Source organism: Niabella insulisoli, assembly GCF_039652435.2.
In the GTDB taxonomy this organism is placed as follows: domain Bacteria; phylum Bacteroidota; class Bacteroidia; order Chitinophagales; family Chitinophagaceae; genus Niabella; species Niabella insulamsoli.
In genome coordinates, this window is record NZ_CP190246.1 from 2,005,629 (window position 1) to 2,026,091 (window position 20,463).

The following is a 20,463-nucleotide window of genomic DNA, read 5'->3' on the forward strand; positions in this document are numbered from 1 at the left end:
TGTGAAGTGCCTGACAAAGAAGTATTTCTACGATATGAAAACAGTAGCAGCAACTGTCCTTAGCATAATAATTGGGATTATTATGGGGGCGCCAACGATCGGTGCACAAGCAAGCAAAGGCAGCATGCGCTCGCCGAATATCATTGTGATTTTGGCCGATGATCAGGGCTGGGGAACGACTTCTGTTTTAATGGATCCAGCGATAGCTGCATCAAAAAGCGATTATATTAAAACGCCCAATCTGGAAGCGTTGGCAAAACGCGCTGTAGTGTTTACCAATGGCTATGCCGCCCATCCCAATTGCTCGCCGACAAGGGCCAGTATCCTGACCGGGCTTTCACCTGCGGCGCTCCATCTGACCGATATTATCGAACGACACAAGGGGCCGCTTTATGAAAATAATAAGCTCATTCCGGCCGCTCATATAGACGGCTTGCCCGATGATATACTTACCATCGCAGCGTTCATTAAGTCCAAAAGGCCGGAATACCAGACCGCGCATTTTGGCAAATGGCATCTGGGAAATGGGGGCCCCGAAAAGCATGGCTTTGATAAAAGCGACGGAGAAACGTCCAATCGCGAAGGTAATCTCCGGTTGGACGGAAATCCGAAAGATATATATGGTATTACTGAAAGAGGCATCGCATGGATGAAAAACAAAGTCGCTGAACACAAGCCGTTTTACATGCAGTTGTCCCACTACGCCACGCATCTGGCCATTGAGGCAAAAAGAGAAACGATCGAAAAGGTGAAAGGCAGGCCAGTTGGCCAACGTCATAATGATACCAGGTTTGCAGCCATGAGCGAAGATCTGGATGATGGTATCGGAAGATTAATGAGAGCGATAAAGGAAGCGGGCATTGAAGATAATACCTACATTGTTTATCTAGCTGACAACGGCAGCCAGCCAACAAAGAGCCCTGGGAATATCAACGGGCCGTTACACGGCTGGAAAGCCACCGTTTGGGAGGGTGGCGTGCGGGTTCCCTTCCTGGTAGCCGGCCCGGGCATCAAGCATGCTTATGCAAAACAGACGGTGGTTAGCTACGATCTTTTTCCGACGATTTGCGAATGGCTGGATATTCGCAACCTGCCCAAGCAGTTGGAGGGGGGTAGTCTTGTAGCAGCCTTGAGGCGGCCTGCTTCGGAGCTTCCTATCGAAAGGCCCCGTGATTTTGTCGTATTTCATTTTCCCCATTATCAACTGGAAAAAGGCAGCCAGCCTGCCACCGCAATGATAAAAGAGCGCTTCAAACTCATCCATTTTTACGAAGACGATAAAGATTTTCTATTTGACTTGAGGAAGGATATTGCTGAGTCCAAGAACCTGGCCGATCAACAACCCGACAGGGTCAAACAGATGCGGAAAGAAATGCAGCGATATCTTTCCAGTATAAACGCGGTGCTTCCTGCACCTAATCCGGCTTATACAGCCTCTAAAGATCCGGGCCGCAAGTTTGCCGATATTAAAAAGCGCCTTTTAACCATTCCTTATTTTGTTATCGAAAAATGAGGCAGGCATAGCTTAGATACCGCTTCTTTTAAAGAGGTTACCACGAGTTAAAAAATAGTCGGTATCGCTCAAACCCACCGCCTACCGGTAATACAAAACGGAGGTCGTGCTACACTTATCCGGAACCAACGACAGTTTTTGTAAATAAAAGACAAGAAAGAGTTGGATAACTGAAATTAAAAATGCAACTTTGATGCAAATTTTATGCATTCTCGTTCCAACATAAAAACTTTATCAGAAAAATGCGCGGCGGTCATTTTTGGCCTGTCGATGCTTTTTATGTTGGGTATTCCATTGTTTCATCAGCATCATGACGAAAAGCACCTGAGTGATGGTGCTGCTATTGCTATGGCAAAAATTCAGTCGCATTGTCATAGCTGTGATCAGATGCGCCATCAGCATCATGCGGACAATGAGGCTCCTTCTTTTCAACTCAGTTCCCCGTCGCAGCGCGTGCCGCTGCATAGCAGTCGCTATTATATGGGCTGCTATAAATTCACAATTCAGGGCTTTATCAATAAAGGCCCTCCCATGCTGCTTACGCTTTAACCGCGTAGTTGCTTTTTATTTTAGATAGAATACAACATTGTTTCTTGCTGCGTCTGCATGGCTGCTGCCAGCATGTTGTGCCTACGCCCTACCAGTTTTAAATTTTCAGTAGCCGTGTGCCTTCCTGAGGTGGCGCATGCGCTGATGTATCGTTTCAATTATATCCATGAAGTTTTTGCTGCTGCTATGCTGCTGCCTGATAGCTGTTGTCTTTCACGCCCAAACGCGCCAGGTGATTGTTACTGTCATCGACGATGATCGTTGTCCGGTAGCGAACGCATTGATAAGGCTGGAAGGCGTTGGGGTTGCGCCGTTTCAAGGCCCTTCGGGTGTTTATACTTTTGAAAAAATACCCCGGGGAACTTATCAGCTAAAAATTTTGAAGTCGGGTTTTAAGGGTGTTAAAAAATCAATCGTCATCGACGATGAAAGCCTGTCTCTGTCCATAACGCTACGTCCTTCGGCGCATGTACTGGAAGAGGTGGTGGTGCGCAATGCGACGATCAACGATCAGAAGCGGCAGGAGCAATTAAATCTTGAAATAGTAACCGATGAATTCATACAAAAACATCTGGGCGGTAGTTTGATGCAGAGCCTCGAAAGATTACCCGGTGTGAAAACAATTGGCATTGGATCCGGCCAGTCAAAGCCGTTGATCAGGGGCCTGGGCTTTAACCGCGTTGTTGTAATTGACAAAGGCGTCAAGCATGAAGGGCAACAGTGGGGAGCCGATCATGGTTTGGAAATTGATCAGTTTGATGTGGAAGAGGCGGAGATACTAAAGGGTGCGGCTTCCTTCGCCTATGGTTCCGACGCCATTGCCGGCGCCGTCAACCTAAGGCCCCCTGGTCTGCCGGGCCCCGAAAGCTTCGGTGGCGACGTAAACCTGATTGGAAAAACCAACAATGGGCTTTATGGCACTTCAGTACATCTTTATGGCAGGACACATAAATGGTTCGCCACCGGCCGCGTTAGTTTCCAGGACTATGGCGATTACCGCGTGCCTGCGGATAGCCTTTTTGTATATGATTTTCCGGTGCAGCTATACCAAAGGCATTTGCGTAACACGGCAGGCAGAGAACTCAGTCTCCATGCCAGTTCGGGTTATATTACTGATCGCTTGCGCGCTGTCTTTTATGTTGATGATGTTTTCACTCAGAGTGGCTTCTTTGCCAATGCGCATGGGTTGGAGCCACGCCGCGTAGATGCAGCGCTCCACGACCGCAGCAGCCGGGATATACTGATGCCTTACCAGCAGGTCAATCATTTCAAAATAGTCAATCGGGCGCGTGCTGTTTTTGGGAATCACGCTGTGGAAACGGAGGCTGGTTATCAGCACAACCGCCGGAAGGAATACAATCATTATGTAAACCATGGCTACATGCCGCCCGTGTATCCCGATACGCTGGCTATACCTATGAACCTGGAACGGCTCTTTGATAAAACCGTGTATTCATTGCGCATAAAAGACCTGGTCAGGATAGGCAACCATGATTTACAATTTGGTATCAATGGTGACCTACAAAATAATATAATCGGTGGCTGGAGCTTTGTAGTGCCGTCTTTCAATCAGCGTTCGATCGGGGCATTTATATATGATAAAGTGTATGTGAATCATCGTGCCATCTTACATGGCGCGCTCCGGTACGATCACAGTTTTGTACACATCAAATCGTATAAAGATTGGTTTCCTTCGCCGGTTGAAACGGGCGGCATAGCAGCGCCTGATTTTGTCCTCAGGGCGGCACGGACAAACCGCTATTTTAATAGTGTAACAGGCGCTGTTGGGATCAATTACAACTTGAAGCAGGTTGAACTCAAAGCGAACATAGGCAAAAGTTTCAGAGTGCCTTTGGCAAAGGAGCTGGCTGCAAATGGTGTCAATTATCATTATTTCAGTTATGAGAAAGGAAATGCAAACCTGGATCCGGAACAATCTTATCAGGTTGATGCCGGTGTGGTATGGACCCATGATAAATGGCACGCAGAAGTGAGCCCGTTCTTCAATTATTTTCCTAATTATATCTATTTGAATCCTACAGCAAATCACGATTACCTGTATGGGGCGGGCAACCAGGTTTTTGAATATGCGCAGAGCCGCGTCTTGCGTTATGGAGGAGAGCTTCGGTTGAAATACCGGATAACGGAAACCTTGGGTTCCGAACTGTTGGGGGAATATTTATACGCGGAGCAGTTGTCGGGAAGCAAAAAAGGATTCGGTTTGCCCTTCTCTCCACCGCCTTCTTTACTACTCAATTTGCTGTATGAGCCTGTGCATACAGCGCCTTTTAAACGCACTTATATTTCGGTAGATCTGCGGTTAACTGCAGCACAAAATAATATCGTTCCACCAGAGCGCAAAACAGATCGTTATACGGTCATGCATATTCAGGCAGGTACGCGTTTCCGCATGCAAAACCAGGAGGCATGGCTCAGCCTGCAATTGCAGAATGTATGGAACACCCGCTACATGATCCATACCAGTTTTTACAGGCTGATAGGCTTGCCCGAGCAGGGCCGCAATCTGGTGGTGTCGCTGAAACTGCCCTTTAATTTTCCCAATAAAAAGAAAACAATATGATCTACAAAAAGAAGTTGAAAATGCTATTGATAACCGCATCTGTCGGTGTTTTTTTCGCCGGCTGTTCGAAGCGCGACACAGCGCTCGCCGACACCGGGTATCCGGACATTGATGTGACAAGCGAGCAGGCCTTTCCGAAACAATGTTCTCAATTTTCGCGAGGTGCAAAAGCTGTCGTGAAAGCGGTGGTGTCGGATAATGTGGAACTGGGATCAGTGAGTTTTGATATTCATCACAACTTCGACCACCATACCCATAGTACCGAGGTCAATGATTGCGGCCTGGACCCCAAGAAGACTCCGGTAAACCCGATGTTGCTCATCAAAAGCATGCCCATTCCTCCGGGGAGCAAAACTTATGTAGCCGTACAGGAAATAGAAATTCCGTCAGCTATAGATCCGGGCGATTATCATTTTCTGATACGTGTTACGGATAAAGAGGGTTGGCAAACTTTAAAAGGGCTAAGCATAAAGATCAGGTAGCCCTACGAAAAGGTGATGCCGGCAGGACTGATAAAGCCCATAGCGCGGCCGTTAGCAATTCACTTCAGTATTGTTGGCCGAGCCGAAAATCTATGTCTTTTCCATTCCATTTAGATAAATAACTATTCATTTTTAAAAACTAAAAACAGTATGAAGAAAATTCTCAGTAATGTAAGTGTCGCGATCCTACTCACCGCATCGATCGCCAGCTGTCACAAAAAAGACGATGTCGTGAGCCAACCTGTAATCACCGGGCTGGAAGTTGGGACGGGCAACAACAAGATGGCCTATGCGGGGTCTGATCTGCATATTGAAGGTGCCATCACCGCTGTTGGCACTATCGAAAACATCGTGGTGGAAATTCATCCGGAAAGCGGCGCCGGATGGGAATTTAGCCAAGCCTTTACAGATGGCTACAGCGGTACAAAAAACGCAACTTTGCATGAGCATATTGATATTCCGTCCGGTGCTGCGGCAGGCGCTTATCACTTGCGTATAAAAGTAACAGACAGGTTGGGTAATGTAGCAGTAGCTGAATCTGATTTACGGATTGAACGAAAAAGCCCCAGCGCTGCCCTTATTTTCACAAGCGTTACGGGTACCGGCGTTGAGGGCCATGGCGACCACTTTCATGGCCTGGGGAGCGCCATAGAAGGCCTGTCGGACACGATCCTCTTTGATGAAACGGGGGTGGCCATCTCCAATGCTCATTTACACCTGGAGCCGGAAAGCATTTACAAAATTGCACTCAAAACCTATGATGCCAGTGGCGTAGAAACGCAATATCAATATATCGCTAACGCCGCTGCGGCGGCTAATTATAAGGCTTTTTTGATTGGGGGCAACTTTATTCTAAATCCCAATTCACCGACACATGAAGGAGCTATTTTTCAGACCCGGGAAACCGCGTATGCAGATGGTACAACAGTGTCGGGAGCTATCAGCACGACCGGGGTTACTTCCTATTTCCTGGTAGGACATGCGAATGAGGGGGAAAAGGACGTGACATTTGTAATGCGCCGGTTAAATGCTGGCGTCAAGCCAACTATTACACGGGTAGACTGGAACCGCGCTGATTATGCCACTGCTTTTGCTGGAAGCAATGAACTGGAACTGAAATTCGAAATCCACGCCGAAGAGGAGCACGATCATTAACGGCTTTTAAGGCAGCTGACAAATGATAGTATTGGCGTAAAAACTATACTATCATTTGTTTTAATCGGTCGTCTTATTATCCCAAGGCTTGACTGTTGCAGTCATTTGCTGCAATCGGTGGTGCTGCGATTTTTGTCTCGGTATACGGGAAGCTACCAACCATGACTGCCGATACGTGTTTTGCTTTTAGGCAATCGATTGCACATTTATTTCTTCGGCAATAGCATTATATTCATGGAGCACAACTGTTCAAAGGTTCCACTGTTTCTGCCACAATACTACATTAAACATAAACCTTACAAACCATGAAACGGAAAATGAACGCTCTGGTATGCCTTGTTCTTTTTGTTGGATTTTTCTCGTGCCAAAAGAATCAAATGCAACACGGCCCCGGCAGCCTTACCTCACAAAGGGCGATCACGCCTACAAGCAATGCCGCTCCTTCAATGCATCTCAACCAATACTTTTCCGGCCAGTCTTTATTAAAGATGCAAAAAATTAAAGTGGTGCAAACGGCCTATGCGGAATATTTCGAGGTCAACAACTTCAGCGGCGGATATGCGGGGCTGCAGCATACAATTGATAGCGCCTCTTCGGGCGGTTCCACGTCCAAAACTTTGATAGCATCTCTCTGGGATCCCAATACTGCGTCCGGTGTGCACGCCTATGCTTCTTTTATAGCTCCGACCACATTTTACAGCCGTTTCGGAGGGGAGGGAGATGGCGCCAAAACCGTCAACCCTTACGGGTGGAAGTTAAACACCTGGTATAATATTGTCCACCGGTCATGGCAATCGGGTGACAGCATATTTATTGCCAATTTTATTCAGGATTTGTCAACGGGTATATGGTTTCATACATCAACGCTATCCGCGCCTGGTACATCAGCCGCCATTGGTAATTACAATGATTCCTTTTTAGAAGATTGGGTAGGTAACGACGACCGAATGGACGGAAGATATCCGAGGAAGGCTTTTTTTAAAGATTGCTGGGCTTTATCCTTATCCGGAACATGGCTAAAGCCTAATAGCAGAAACGTGTCTGTCAACAACTCAGCTGCAGATGTAAACAGAAACGGCATTTACCATAATAGCTTTGATGCTGGGTATGATGGTGCGGAAGATGCGTTTTTTATGGCGCATGGTGCTGGTTATACGCCGTCATCCATCTTCGCCGGGGGCAGAACGGCTTCGCTTCCTGCGCAAACGGGACAGGGTACCACCCCTTCACTGTCTGCTGTTGTAACGGATAGCCTCACGGCTTATTATTCAGGCGGCTCAGTATATGTAAACTGGACAAACCCTAACACCTCCAGTCCCCAGTTTTCATATAGCATCGACATATTGAATACGTCAAACACTGTCATACATCATATTTTAGACACCATGCCGCAGCAGCGAAGCGCTTCTATTGCTAAAGTATTAGCTGATGGTGCCTATAATATCCGTGTTACTATAAGGGATGTTTTTAACAACCAGGGAGCGCCCATAACCTTTCCGTTGGTAGTCAATAATGGTAGTAGTATCAAGCCGGGTGCGGTTTATGAATTGAAGCCGTATAGCGCAACTACAAGGAATTTAGACGTAGATTATTCGGCCACATCCAACGGTGCTAATGTTTCGATCTATTCCGATGGAAATAGCAATAACCAGCGATGGAAATTATCATATGTCGGCGGTGGCTTTTTTAGATTAACCCCCATACATGCACCCTCGCTGTCACTTGATGTCTATACCGGATCTGCAACGTCAGGCACTAATGTGCAAATATACTCCAGCCACTCGGGCACTTCCCAGCAATGGAAATTTATAAGCATGAGTGGGGGTTACTATCGTGTTCAGCCCGGGTGTGCACCATTGCTGAGTCTCAGCGCGCCTTCCGCTTTAAATACGAACGGCAACGTCAATGTTACTACAGATACGGGAGCCGCCCATCAAAAATGGAAGTTGGAATACATATCAAATTAGATAGCACAAGCTTAAAGAATCTGGTCGGATAATTATAAACTTTCGCATATTTTTGAATGTCGCTATATCTTAAGATCCTGCAAAAAAATTACCATAAACGGCAATAGAGGAGGGGCAGCGGGATTGTTGTATTATGGAAAGCAAAGTAAATATGAGTAAACCTGATACATTACCGACGCTGGAATTTAAATCTGCCAAATCTTTTGCAACCTGGCTTGAAAAAAATCATAATAAGTCCGGCGGACTGTGGATGAAAATATTCAAAAAAGACGCAGGCATAAAGACTATAAGCTATACCGAGGCGCTCGAGGTGGCGCTTTGCTATGGCTGGATTGATGGGCAAAAGCAAAAGTATGACGAGCTCGCCTGGTTGCAAAAGTTCTGCCCCCGAACAGCCAGGAGCATTTGGTCAAAGGTTAATATCGCCCATGTCGAAAGGCTGATAAATGAAGCTAAAATGAGGCCCGCCGGACTGGAAGCGGTTGAAAAAGCGAAGGCGGACGGCAGATGGGAGCGCGCGTACGATTCGCCGAGCAAAATGACGATACCTGAAGACTTTCTTTTGGAACTCAGCAAAAACAAAAAGGCAGCGGCATTTTTTAAGGGGCTTAATAAAACGAATCTTTTTTCCATTGGTTTTCGGCTACAAACCGCCAAAAGGCCGGAGACCAGGCAAAAGCGAATGAAAGAGATTATTGAAAAGTTAGCCAACGGGGAAAAGCTATAGTAGAAAAAATAAAACAATCAACAGCCATCACGCTGGACAACAAATAATATATGGAACGGGATTTTGCAAAAATGACAGACCAGGAGTTATTGGAAGAAGAAAGAAAATTAAAGTCGTTTTCGGTCTTAAACGCGTTTTTAATCGGAGCTTTAATCGGGGTTATTATGTTTAGTGTTTTTTACAGTGCATATGGCATCGCCCTCTTAATACCGCTCTTTCTGATATACAAATTGGGCCGCGATCCGAGGAACAAAGAATTTGAAAAACTAAAAGCTACGCTAAAAGAGCGGCATTTAAGATAAATCAGGATTGCAAATGATCTGATGAACTCAAAAAGTGAATTATCCATTCAAATCAGGGTTCTATCCATTCCGGGCGCTATCAATCTGTCTTAGCTTTGAGATCAAATATTTAGGAATGAGAAGACGATTGCAACTACTGATTGCCCTGGCCTTTTTAAGCTGTGTTATAAAGTCGAACGCCCAGTTACGCCGAGGGGCCTATTCCTTAGATCTTTCCGGCACCTGGCGCTTTGCTATGGATGTCGAAGATATAGGCGTCTCCCAAAAATGGTTCTTAAAAGAGTTGAAAGATGAGGTTGTTTTACCAGGCTCGATGGCTTCCAACGGCAAAGGAAATGATGTTACCATTCACACACCGTGGACCGGGCAGATCGTAGATTCGTCCTGGTATCAAAAACCGGAGTATGAACCTTATCGTCAGCCCGGGCATATCAAAATTCCCTATTGGCTGCAGCCGGTAAAATATTATAAAGGGGCGGCCTGGTACCAAAAAACAATTCATATCCCGGCTTCCTGGAGGGGGAAGGAATTGCAATTGTTTATTGAACGCAGTCATTGGGAAACGACGGCATGGATAGATGGAAAACTTATTGGCATGAGAAACAGCCTCGGCACGCCTCATATTTTTCACTTGCCCGCGCTCGAGCCTGGTACGCATCAAATCTCGGTGCGCGTAGATAACCGGGTCAAAGATGTCAATGTAGGATTCAATTCGCATAGCATCACCGACCATACCCAAAGCAACTGGAATGGCATGATTGGCCGGCTGGAGTTGATGGCAAAGCCCAGGGTTTTTATCGAGGATGTGCAGATTTTTCCTGACCTGCAGCAAAAGCGGATTAAGGTAAGCGTAAAAATCGTAAACACAACCGGGCAGCCGTCCAGAGCGAGCCTCGCGTTATCAGCTAAAGCGCCTGCTGCTGAGCAGCTTCCGACGTTAAGTGAAAAAGTCGTTTTACAAAGCGACACCACGGAGATAAGCATTATTTATGACATGGGAAAGCACCCATTGCTATGGGACGAGTTTACGCCGCATTTGTATCAACTCAAAACAACGCTGCATGCGGCACAGGCCACTGATTTGCGGCAGACCAGTTTCGGCATGCGCGAATTCGTGGCCAAAGGAACCCAGTTTGCAGTTAACGGCCGGACGATATTTTTGAGGGGCACGCTCGAATGCGCGATATTTCCCAAGACCGGTTTCCCACCCACCGATGTGGATGCATGGTTACGTATCTTAAAAAAAATTAAGTCTTTTGGTTTGAATCACGTCAGGTTTCATTCCTGGACGCCACCGGAAGCGGCTTTTGAAGCGGCCGATCAGTTGGGCATTTACCTACAAGTGGAGTGTTCTTCCTGGGCCAATGGAGATTCAAGAATTGGCAGCGGCGACCCGATTGACGCATGGATATATGAAGAAAGCAACCGGCTGGTAAAAGCCTTCGGCAATCATCCTTCGTTTTGTATGATGGTTTATGGCAATGAACCCGGCGGAAGGAACCATACCGCTTATTTGAAACAGTTTGTTGCCTATTGGCAGCAAAAGGATAAACGACGGATGTACACCACAGGTGCAGGTTGGCCGCTGGTAAAAGAAAGTGATTATAATAATGATCCGGCTCCGCGCATCCAGGGTTGGGGCCAGGGATTGAAAAGCATTATCAATAGCCAGCCTCCGCGCAGCGATTACGACTGGAGCGCTATCCTATCAAAATGGAACCATCCGACGGTAAGCCATGAAATAGGCCAGTGGTGCGTTTATCCAGATTTTAAAGAGCTAAGCCAATACACTGGTGTGCTCAAAGCCAAAAATTTTGAAATATTCCGAGACCGTTTGCAGCAAAACGGCATGCTTCATCTGGCCGACAGCTTTTTGCTGGCATCGGGTAAATTGCAGGCTTTGTGTTATAAGGCAGACATAGAAGCGGCCCTGCGCACCAAAGGCTTCGGCGGATTTCAGCTCTTAGATCTCCACGATTTTCCCGGCCAGGGAACCGCGCTGGTAGGCGTGCTCAATGCTTTCTGGCAGGAGAAAGGGTATATCACTGCAAAAGAATACAGCCGCTTTTGCAATGCTGTCGTACCGCTCGCACGGTTTCCGAAAATGATTTATTATAACAATGAAACATTAAAAGTGCCTGTTGAAGTAGCACAGTTTGGCCCTAATGACCTGCTGCAGGCTGCGCCCAAATGGGAGATCAAAACTGCAGAGGGGCAAACGGCTTTCAAAGGATCGTTGAACACAATAGATATACCAACTGGTGCGCTGACGGAAGTGGGTGTGATAGAACAATCCCTTCAGGCCATCACAGAACCCACAAAATTAAATGTATCTATAACAATCGGCCCGTTTCAAAATGACTGGGATATATTCGTGTACCCCGCAGCGCTGCCCGAAATTGCTGAAGATATAACCGTCACACAACAACTCGATGAAGAAGCTTTGAAAACTCTTCAGGGGGGCGGCAAAGTTTTACTCACGCCTAAAAAGGGCAGCATCCGGGATGAGGCCGGTGGAAATATCGCGGTCGGGTTTTCCAGCATTTTTTGGAACACGGCCTGGACGAAGGGCCAGGCGCCGCATACCCTGGGTATTTTGTGTGATCCGAAACATCCGGCATTGCGCGCTTTTCCCACGTCGTATCACAGCAACTGGCAGTGGTGGGACGCCATGAGCCATTCAAATGCCATTATTGTAGATTCGATCGCCAAAGGGTTAGCGCCGATAGTTAGGGTGATTGATGATTGGTTTACAGCCCGGCCGCTGGCACTAGCTATCGAATGCCGGGTGGGTAAGGGGAAACTACTGCTTACAGGTATTGACTTGCTGACAGGCAACGATAAGCGGCCCGAAGCAAAGCAACTGTTGTATAGTTTTGCCACTTACATGAAAACAAAGGACTTTAATCCGGCCACGGCAGTCCCTGTTGAGAGGCTGCGTTCCATTTTAAGGTGAAGCAACTTTGTTAGAAAGTAGATGCTTTGAATTTTTGAATGAAATTTTAAAGACGCTCCCAGAACAGGAGAGATTCTTTTAACAAGCGTTAAAAAAAGATGCCGTTCGGCGGATCGGCTTCCAAACATTGTAATAGAAAAGTTTGACCTGGATGGCTTCCACAGCTCCGGTGCAGTGTCCGAGTTACGCTTTACCTTTTGCGCGTTGATGAAAAGAGCGTTTCAATTAATGATTGTCTTGATTACTGATGCCCTGCCGCATTTCTAACTCTTTTTGAAAATCTGAAATTTTCGATTCTTTTTCTTTTGGCCAATGAGATAGGCGTAAGGGGCTAAGGGAGGGACGTGTTCGCATATAATTTTCAGGATACCGATCATAGGGATGGCGACGACCATGCCGCTAAGCCCCCAGAGTAGTTCTCCGAATACCAAAGCAATTATTGTAAACAGGGGATTGATATTGACCTGGTCGCCCACAACTAATGGTTCCAGGATATAGGTTTGGACAAACTGCACTACCGCGTAGGTAACCAATACGCCAATGATCACGCCATTGCCGCCTCCCTGAGAGATGGCCATCAGCAATGTTAAGATGGTTCCGGTGATATTGCCAAAAAAGGGAACAATCTCTAACAGGCCGCAAAGCACGGCAAAAAATAAAGCATATTTTACGCCTGCCACAGAAAATCCAATGCCATACAAAACCCATAACAAAACAATCATCATTCCCAACCCGCCAAGATATTGCTGGATAACAGTTTTTATTTTTTCGAGTAGGGAAGCTGCCGTTGCTTTTTCGCTTTCACTTTTCTGAAGTTTTAAAATAAAGTGCTTGATGCGGCTGCGCTGGTACAGTAATAAAAACATGTAAACCAATACGAGTATGGTGTTTATAACCAGACCCGAAACAGCAGTCAGAAAGGAGGGTAGCAGCTTCGAGGCATTTGCTCCCTTTTCAGTTTGTTTACTTGCCACCGCCTGCTGCTTACCAGCTGAGACTCCTGTTTTTTCAGCTATATAGTTTTGAATTTCCTCTACTTTTTTTTGGATGTTCGTTTTAATAGACGAGGCATCTTCCATAAGCCCGGATACCTGCCAGCCTAATAAAAATATAATTCCTGTGGCAATAGCCAAAAAGCCAAACACACAAAGAAGCGAGGCCAGGCCGCGGTTGATATTCCTGCTTTCCATCCATCGGCAAAAAGAAACAAAAACGCCGGCAAGCATGCCGCCAATGATGAGCGGTATAAGAAAGGGTTTTCCAAAATATAGCAGGGTAGCGCTTAAAGCAATGAACAATAAGATATACACGTAGTATTCAATTTTCTTTGGATACATGCAAGGGTTGTTGAGGGTTTTAAAATGATGCCGCCGCCCTTATTGTTGGCCGCTTCTTTGCTGTTATATAAAGGTATGTGTTGGACGTTTACTTTCTTTCTTTTCTGTCGAAAATTTTGGGATCAAAAAAAGGGGTTTAAAGAGCTTCGGCGATTGATTATATGGATAACGAGCATGTTGAATCCGACATCATAAAATCAATGTTGGGGCGGGTTTCGTACTCGGTCTTCAGGGTAGCTCCCATAAAAACGGCGATGAGGAGGCAACCTGTATTGCGCATGATGGAATGTTTTCTTCAGAAAAAAGGGGTGAAAATTAACCGTGCCGCAGCCAAGCATATTATAGAGAGATTTAACTTTCATTAAAGCAAAATTGATAATAGTATTATCCATATAATAGCCGCTATAATCCATTTTGAAAAATAGATAGCGCTCCTATCTTTACAATCGGCCCTGCCTTTTTTCATCTGTTAACAGGTATTGTACCCGTCAGGTAAATTGGCCTTGAGGGTGATAAGCCCCGTTGCGAAGCAATAGCACTCGTTATTTGCATCTGAACCTGTACGCGCCAGGGCGCTTGATTTTTGAATTGTTATAGATAACCAGGAATACATGAGATTCGTCTTTTTTTGTTTGATTTATTTGAATGGGTTTATTTCCTTCGGGCAGGAACGCGCCGATCAGTTGGAGTTAAAAGCCCGGATTGGGCAGGTAGGTGAAGCCAATTTTTTTAAAACCGAGGGGTATTATAATTGGTGTCCTTCTATCCTTAAAACCGAAGACGGGGTTTATCATTTGTTTTATTCGACCTGGAAAAAAGAATATGGTTTTGGAGGGTGGCTTACCCGTTGCGAGATTGCCCATGCTACTTCCGAAAACCCGACAGGCCCCTGGAAGCCTGTAGGAACGGTGCTCCAGGGAGCCGGAAAGGGCCACTGGGACGCTATTACAGCCCATAACCCTAAAATAAAATACTTTGAAGGCAAGTACTATCTGTATTATGTTTCCACCAATTTGGGCGATAAAGCATACACCGAGGAAGAAATTACGCAGACCGGCCAGACCTTTTACAGTCATCCTAACTGGGCCATTCTAAGAAAAAACCAGCGTACGGGCGTCGCAGTGGCCGACAATATCAATGGACCTTATAAAAGGATGGATCATCCGCTTATTGAACCTTCGGGCCCCATCACCACCATTACCGTTAATCCCGCAATCACACAGGGGAAAGATGGCAGGTATTTTCTGATTGTGAAAGGCGATAAGCCTAATGAAACACGTTTTATACGCAATCAGGCCATTGCGATTGGCGACAGCCCTATAGGACCTTTTAAGATTCAGCCCGAACCGGTAATCGATTATTTAGATACGGAGGATATATCAATGTGGTATGATAAAAAGCTGGATTATTTTTATGCCATCTTTCATGCTACAAGCGGTTTTATTGGTTTGGTAAGTTCGCCGGACGGAATGCATTGGTCGAAGGCAAAAGATTATCGGCTGATGCCAAAAGAGCTAAAAATGACCTCGGGCGAAGTGCGAAAATATGACCGCATGGAGCGCCCCTTTGTTTTCGTCGAGGAAGGGAAGCCCAAAGTGTTAAGCCTAGCGCTGAAAAAAGGCGACGACTCTTTTATAGTTTTTATTCCTATAGAGAAAGAATGAGATTGTTTTCAATTACCGAGTAGCTAATGAAATATAAATTTTTACAGAAGATTTCTTTCAAGAAAAATAATATTTCCAAACCTATTTTGTTGGCTGAAGTGAATAAATCTAATTTATACAATCAGTCACCCTTATACTAAATATGACGAACATAATATTAATTTAAGATTACCATTAAATTTTTATCGCAATATCTTATGTCTAAGTTATTTTTTACGCCGCTTCTTCTCATTATATGTCTCAACTTGTTAGCTCAACCGCCATTGCCGACGCCGCTGCAAATGGGTTGGCAGGAGGCGGAGTTCGGCGTCGTCTTTCATTACGATTTGCATGTTTTTGATGGAAAAAAATATAATCAGCGATCCAATAGGATAGTTCCCATAGAAGACTACAATATTTTTAATCCAACACAATTGGATACCGATCAATGGATCGCTGCGGCAAAAGCAGCAGGCGCCACCTATGCTATTTTGACGGCGACGCATGAAACCGGCTTCGCACTTTATCAAAGTGATGTCAACCCCTATTCACTCAAAGCATTGAAATGGAAGGATGGCAAGGGTGATATTGTACGCGATTTTGTCAACTCCTGCCGAAAATATAATATTAAACCGGGCATTTATGTGGGCATACGATGGAACGCCCGGCTGGGGATTCATGACTTTAGGGTGGAAGGCAATAGCGAGTTTGCAAAAAATAGGCAACAGGCTTACAAGCGGATGTGTGAGGGAATGGTGGAAGAGCTTACCACCCGTTATGGCGACTTATTTATGATCTGGTTTGATGGCGGGGCTTCGGACCCTAAAACCTATGGGGCCGACGTGTTGCCGATTGTTGAGAAAAATCAGCCCAATTGTTTATTTTATCATAATACACAAAGAGCTGATTTTCGTTGGGGCGGTTCTGAAACCGGCACGGTATATTATCCCTGCTGGTCTACTTTCCCTTATCCTTATTCACATTCGGCTAACACCGAAGCCATATTCAAAGACAACTTCAGATTATTAAAGGAAGGCGACAGGGAAGGAAAATATTATATGCCCGCCATGGCCGATGCGCCTTTAAGAGGGTATAAAGGCCGCCACGAATGGTTTTGGGAGCCCGGCGACGAAGCGCATATTTATCCGGTGCCTCATTTAGTCGATATGTACCGGAAATCTGTCGGCCGGAATGCTACACTGATACTGGGGCTTACGCCCAATCCCGCAGGCTTGCTTGACCGGGAAGACGTAGACACGCTGGCTGCTTTTGGAAAAAGGATTAAGGAATTGTTTGGCCAGCCTGTTGCGACGATCGCCGGTGCGGGCCAACAGATCACACTCAAAATTCCAAAGGGCAAGTCCGTAAAGCATGTAGTCATCCAGGAGGAAATTACGAAGGGCCAGCGTATCCGGGCTTTTGAAATATTTTCTTATCAGAACAACAAATGGCAAAGCGTTTTTGGCGGAAGTGCTGTTGGGCATAAATTCATTTACGAGTTTCCGCAGCCGATAAGAACGGACCAGCTGAAGCTTGTGATCCATGAGTCTGTCGGCGGGCCATTTGTCAGGAAGTTTGCTGCTTATTAATATAGCGCTTATAAACCGCCTGATTATTTGATAGGTTGCTATAACGTAAAAGCAACCGTTGTCAATTGCCTTGCAACGCGGCTGATATCATTATGATATAAGAAGCCAACGGTTATTTAAAAAATTTCATTCGAGCGCTCAACTGCCCGCGTGCCAGCAGGCATTGACTTTCAGCGTTTTTGATATCAGTTATGTTTTCATTGGCGTAATAACCCCGATTAGTTGAGGCAGATCAGGAAATATTGCGTATTTTACTACAAAATATGCCTGTGACCATGAAACTTCTGAACGCTCATCTTTCCCCGTCAATAGTCATCTCTTCTATCATCGTTGCTACAACGGGCCTTTTGGGTATGTCAACCATTTTAGATCGAAAAACAGGAGTGGATGAAATGGTTCTGCTGGCAAAGGAAGACAAAGACAGCGCCGCTTCCGTAGCCGCTTTTGAAAAAGTTTATCCGGTATTGATGCATCCCCGATGTATGAATTGCCACCCTAAAGGCGATGTGCCATTGCAGGGAGATGATAGTCATATCCATAGCATGTTGCCACAGCGCGGGCCGGAGGGTAAAGGCGTATTAACGATGAAATGCGTGACCTGTCATGCACCTACTGGCGTTGAAGGCGCCAGGACACCGCCCGGTAACCCCGAATGGCACATGCCTCCGGCCGATATGAAAATGGTTTTTGAAGGTAAAACAGCTCGTGAGCTGGCTCTTCAGTTGGTCGATTTTGAAAAAAACGGACATAAAGATATGAAAGCGCTGCGCGACCATGCCGGGGACGACCTGGTAAAAGCAGGCTGGGAGATGGGTGGTGATCGGGAGCTGCCCCCGCTGTCTTACGAAGCTTTTAAACAAGCATGGTACGCCTGGATTGATAACGGCGCTTACGCCCCATCCAAATAAAATTTAATTTCAAAAAAAAATCTCATGGCTTTATATACGATCAACGTGAACGGAGCGGCGAAGCAGGTGGATGCGGCGCCAGACACGCCTATCCTTTGGGTGTTGAGAGATCATCTCCGACTCTTGGGAACCAAGTATGGTTGCGGCGTCGCTCATTGCGGCGTTTGCACTATTCATCTTGATGGTGATGCCGTCAGATCCTGTGTTTATCCGATCAGCGATATCGGTACGAAAAAAATTGTAACGATCGAAGGACTGTCAGAAAAAGGCGATCATCCGGTGCAAAAAGCCTGGCTCGAATGGGATGTTCCTCAATGCGGCTATTGCCAGGCTGGTCAAATCATGACGGCAGCGTCTTTGCTGGCCCAGAATCCCCAGCCGACCGATGAAGAAATACGCCGCGCTATGAACGGCAACCTTTGCCGCTGCGCCACTTACACCCGTATCAATAAAGCAATTAGAACTGCAGCTAAAGAAATGTAATTATGGCAACTGTACAAACCCATTTAAACAGACGGTCTTTTCTGAAATTATCCGGAGCCGGAGGCGCAGGCTTACTCATTCACTTTAGCTGGCTGGCCGCGCTGGCTAAAGAAAACCCTCAATTAGAAAAAGCATATGAGTTAAATGGTTTTATAACAATTGATACCGACGGCGCCGTAACCATTGCATCGCCAAACCCTGAAATAGGCCAAAATGTAAAGACTTCAATGCCCATGCTGGTAGCCGAAGAGCTGGACGTCAATTGGGAACAGGTCAAAGTAGTGCAAGCGCCGCTGAATACAGATATTTTCCAAAGGCAAATTGCAGGTGGTAGCCGTTCGATCTATCAAAGCTGGGATGCTCTGCGAATGGCGGGTGCAACCGCAAGATATATGTTGGTGCAGGCAGCAGCCGCGGCCTGGCGTGTTCCCGCATCAGAAATTGACGTCAACGAGGGGGTTATTTCTCACAAAGCCAGCGGGCGATCATCAGGCTTTGGCGGCATGGCGGCGGCGGCTTCAAAAATAGAAATCCCAAAAGAAGTTGAGGTTAAGAAGATTGAAGATTTTAAAATCATCAGGCATTCTAAACGAAATGTCGACGGGTTAGATATTGTCACCGGTAAAGCCGTATTTGGTTTGGATATATATACGGATGACATGGTTTTTGCTTCCATTGTTCACCCTCCGGCCTTTGGCATGAAGCTCCTTTCTTACGATGCAGCCGAAGCGCTTTCAATGAAGGGAGTGCAGGAAGTGTTTACAATTGAAACTTATCCTGAAAACTTTGAACGCGGCTATTTTGACACTAACGCTTTTCCGGAACTTATTGTAGTTACCGGCGATTCCACCTGGACAGTAATGAAAGCAAAAGAAAAAATAAAAGCCAAATGGGAGCCCTTCGATACCCATTCCATAAAAATGAAAGGCACGGGAGCGGGCAATGCGAGCGATCAAAAAGTGCCTGCCGGCAGAGACACTACCGAAGACCAGTACGCCGCGATGTTTCAAAAAGACAAAGAAAAAGGCCGTGAGGTTAGGAAAGACGGCGATCCGGAGAAGGCATTTGCAAACGCTGCAAAAGTAATCGAGCGTTCTTATACAGGGCCCTATTTGGCGCATAGCCCATTAGAGCCTTTGAATTTTTATGCCAACGTAACTAATGACAGGGCGGTGCTTATTGGACCTACACAGACACCAGAATACATGGAACAATCGGTGGCACAACGTTTGGGCATGAGCCTTCAACAGGTAGATATACAAATGACGCGCATGGGCGGCGGCTTCGGACGGAAACTATTTGGCCATTACCTCGTTGAAGCGGCCGTTATTTCACAGCAAATAAAAAAGCCGGTGAAACTGATGTACACGCGGGAAGATGATATGACTTTTGGATGCTACCGGCCTACTTATCTGGCGACTTTTCGCGCTGCACTGGACCAGGATAATAATTTGACCGCTTTTCATGTGAAGGCAGGCGGTATTCCTGAAAGCCCGTTATTTGCCAACCGCTTTCCGGCCGGCGCCGTTGAAAATTACCTGGCTGAATCCTGGACGATTGACAGCAATATTACGACCGGCGCGTTTCGTGCGCCAAGGTCCAATTTTATGGGAGCCGTTGAACAGGCTTTCCTGGACGAAGTGGCCGAACTGGCGGGCAAAGACCCCATCGATTTCCGGCTCGGCCTTTTCAATAAAGCAATTAATAATCCGGTGGGAAAGAAAAACGACTATGATGCCAAACGTTATGCGGGCGTACTGGAACTGGTGCGCGAAAAGGCGCAATGGGGCAGGTCCAAAAACGGTGTAAGCCGCGGCGTTGCAGCCTATTATTGCCATGATAGTTATGTAGCCAATGTGGTGGATCTGCGTATGGAAAATGGCAAACCTGTCATTGAGAAGGTGTATTGCGCCACCGATTGCGGCATTGTTGTTAACCCTATAGCTGCCGCAAATATGGTAGAAGGCGGAAGTGTCGATGGTATTGGCCATGCGCTTTATAGCATGCTCACGGTTAAAGACGGGGCGCCGCAACAACAAAATTTCAATGATTACCACCTGATCAGAAACAACGACGCCCCGCGGGATGTAGAAACCTTTTTTGTAGACAGCGATGTGCATCCAACGGGTTTGGGCGAACCTCCCTTTGCGCCGGCTATTGGCGCGCTGGCTAATGCGCTTTACAAGGCTACCGGAAAACGCTACTATCATCAACCCTTTATGGTAGACGTTGCGGGGAAATATCTGCCCAAAGAGCAACCTGCTGGTTGAG

Annotated in this window: 15 protein-coding genes; 14 read left to right on the plus strand and 1 reads right to left on the minus strand. The window is 46.3% G+C overall.

Features of this window, described 5'->3' with window-relative positions:
- The first annotated feature begins 34 nt into the window (after positions 1-34).
- From ABDK00_RS08525 to ABDK00_RS08565, 9 genes are all read left to right on the plus strand, one after another.
- Positions 35-1,513, plus strand: a complete 1,479-nt coding sequence (locus tag ABDK00_RS08525) for a sulfatase (RefSeq protein WP_346238470.1) — start codon at positions 35-37, stop codon at positions 1,511-1,513.
- 204 nt (positions 1,514-1,717) lie between these two features.
- Positions 1,718-2,062: a hypothetical protein gene (locus ABDK00_RS08530; RefSeq protein WP_346238469.1), complete on the plus strand. Its 345-nt coding sequence runs from the start codon at positions 1,718-1,720 to the stop codon at positions 2,060-2,062.
- A 166-nt stretch (positions 2,063-2,228) separates the two neighbouring features.
- On the plus strand, positions 2,229-4,643 hold the full coding sequence (locus ABDK00_RS08535) for a TonB-dependent receptor (protein ID WP_346238468.1): 2,415 nt from the start codon (positions 2,229-2,231) through the stop codon (positions 4,641-4,643).
- Positions 4,640-5,125 (plus strand): DUF4625 domain-containing protein, encoded by a 486-nt coding sequence (locus ABDK00_RS08540; RefSeq protein ID WP_346238467.1) that lies wholly within the window; start codon positions 4,640-4,642, stop codon positions 5,123-5,125. The genes ABDK00_RS08535 and ABDK00_RS08540 overlap by 4 nt, the downstream gene beginning before the upstream one ends.
- Positions 5,126-5,275: 150 nt before the next feature.
- Positions 5,276-6,280, plus strand: a complete 1,005-nt coding sequence (locus ABDK00_RS08545; protein ID WP_346238466.1) for a DUF4625 domain-containing protein — start codon at positions 5,276-5,278, stop codon at positions 6,278-6,280.
- A 377-nt stretch (positions 6,281-6,657) separates the two neighbouring features.
- Entirely contained in the window at positions 6,658-8,247 is a 1,590-nt protein-coding gene (locus ABDK00_RS08550; RefSeq protein ID WP_346238465.1) for a DUF3472 domain-containing protein, read from the plus strand.
- A 151-nt stretch (positions 8,248-8,398) separates the two neighbouring features.
- On the plus strand, positions 8,399-8,974 hold the full coding sequence (locus ABDK00_RS08555) for a YdeI/OmpD-associated family protein (RefSeq protein ID WP_346238464.1): 576 nt from the start codon (positions 8,399-8,401) through the stop codon (positions 8,972-8,974).
- Between the two features lie 50 nt (positions 8,975-9,024).
- Positions 9,025-9,276 (plus strand): hypothetical protein, encoded by a 252-nt coding sequence (locus tag ABDK00_RS08560; protein WP_346238463.1) that lies wholly within the window; start codon positions 9,025-9,027, stop codon positions 9,274-9,276.
- Positions 9,277-9,391: 115 nt separating this feature from the next.
- Complete coding sequence (locus ABDK00_RS08565) at positions 9,392-12,232, plus strand: sugar-binding domain-containing protein (protein ID WP_346238462.1); 2,841 nt, start codon at positions 9,392-9,394, stop codon at positions 12,230-12,232.
- A 263-nt stretch (positions 12,233-12,495) separates the two neighbouring features.
- On the opposite strand, the gene ABDK00_RS08570 is transcribed toward ABDK00_RS08565, so the two are convergent.
- The gene (locus ABDK00_RS08570) at positions 12,496-13,569 is read right to left on the minus strand and encodes an AI-2E family transporter (protein ID WP_346238461.1); all 1,074 of its coding nucleotides are present in this window, start codon (positions 13,567-13,569) and stop codon (positions 12,496-12,498) included.
- A gap of 611 nt (positions 13,570-14,180) precedes the next feature.
- Between ABDK00_RS08570 and ABDK00_RS08575 the strand changes: the two genes are divergently transcribed.
- The 5 genes from ABDK00_RS08575 (at position 14,181) to ABDK00_RS08595 (ending at position 20,462) form a co-directional block, all read left to right on the plus strand.
- Positions 14,181-15,233: a glycoside hydrolase family protein gene (locus ABDK00_RS08575; protein WP_346238460.1), complete on the plus strand. Its 1,053-nt coding sequence runs from the start codon at positions 14,181-14,183 to the stop codon at positions 15,231-15,233.
- A 197-nt stretch (positions 15,234-15,430) separates the two neighbouring features.
- On the plus strand, positions 15,431-16,801 hold the full coding sequence (locus ABDK00_RS08580) for an alpha-L-fucosidase (protein WP_346238459.1): 1,371 nt from the start codon (positions 15,431-15,433) through the stop codon (positions 16,799-16,801).
- Positions 16,802-17,076: 275 nt separating this feature from the next.
- Positions 17,077-17,709 carry a hypothetical protein gene (locus tag ABDK00_RS08585; RefSeq protein ID WP_346238458.1) on the plus strand — a complete coding sequence of 211 codons (633 nt, stop codon included), beginning with the start codon at positions 17,077-17,079 and terminating at the stop codon, positions 17,707-17,709.
- A gap of 24 nt (positions 17,710-17,733) precedes the next feature.
- Positions 17,734-18,192 (plus strand): (2Fe-2S)-binding protein, encoded by a 459-nt coding sequence (locus ABDK00_RS08590; RefSeq protein WP_346238457.1) that lies wholly within the window; start codon positions 17,734-17,736, stop codon positions 18,190-18,192.
- A gap of 2 nt (positions 18,193-18,194) precedes the next feature.
- Positions 18,195-20,462 carry a xanthine dehydrogenase family protein molybdopterin-binding subunit gene (locus tag ABDK00_RS08595; protein ID WP_346238456.1) on the plus strand — a complete coding sequence of 756 codons (2,268 nt, stop codon included), beginning with the start codon at positions 18,195-18,197 and terminating at the stop codon, positions 20,460-20,462.
- The last annotated feature ends 1 nt before the right edge of the window (position 20,463 follow it).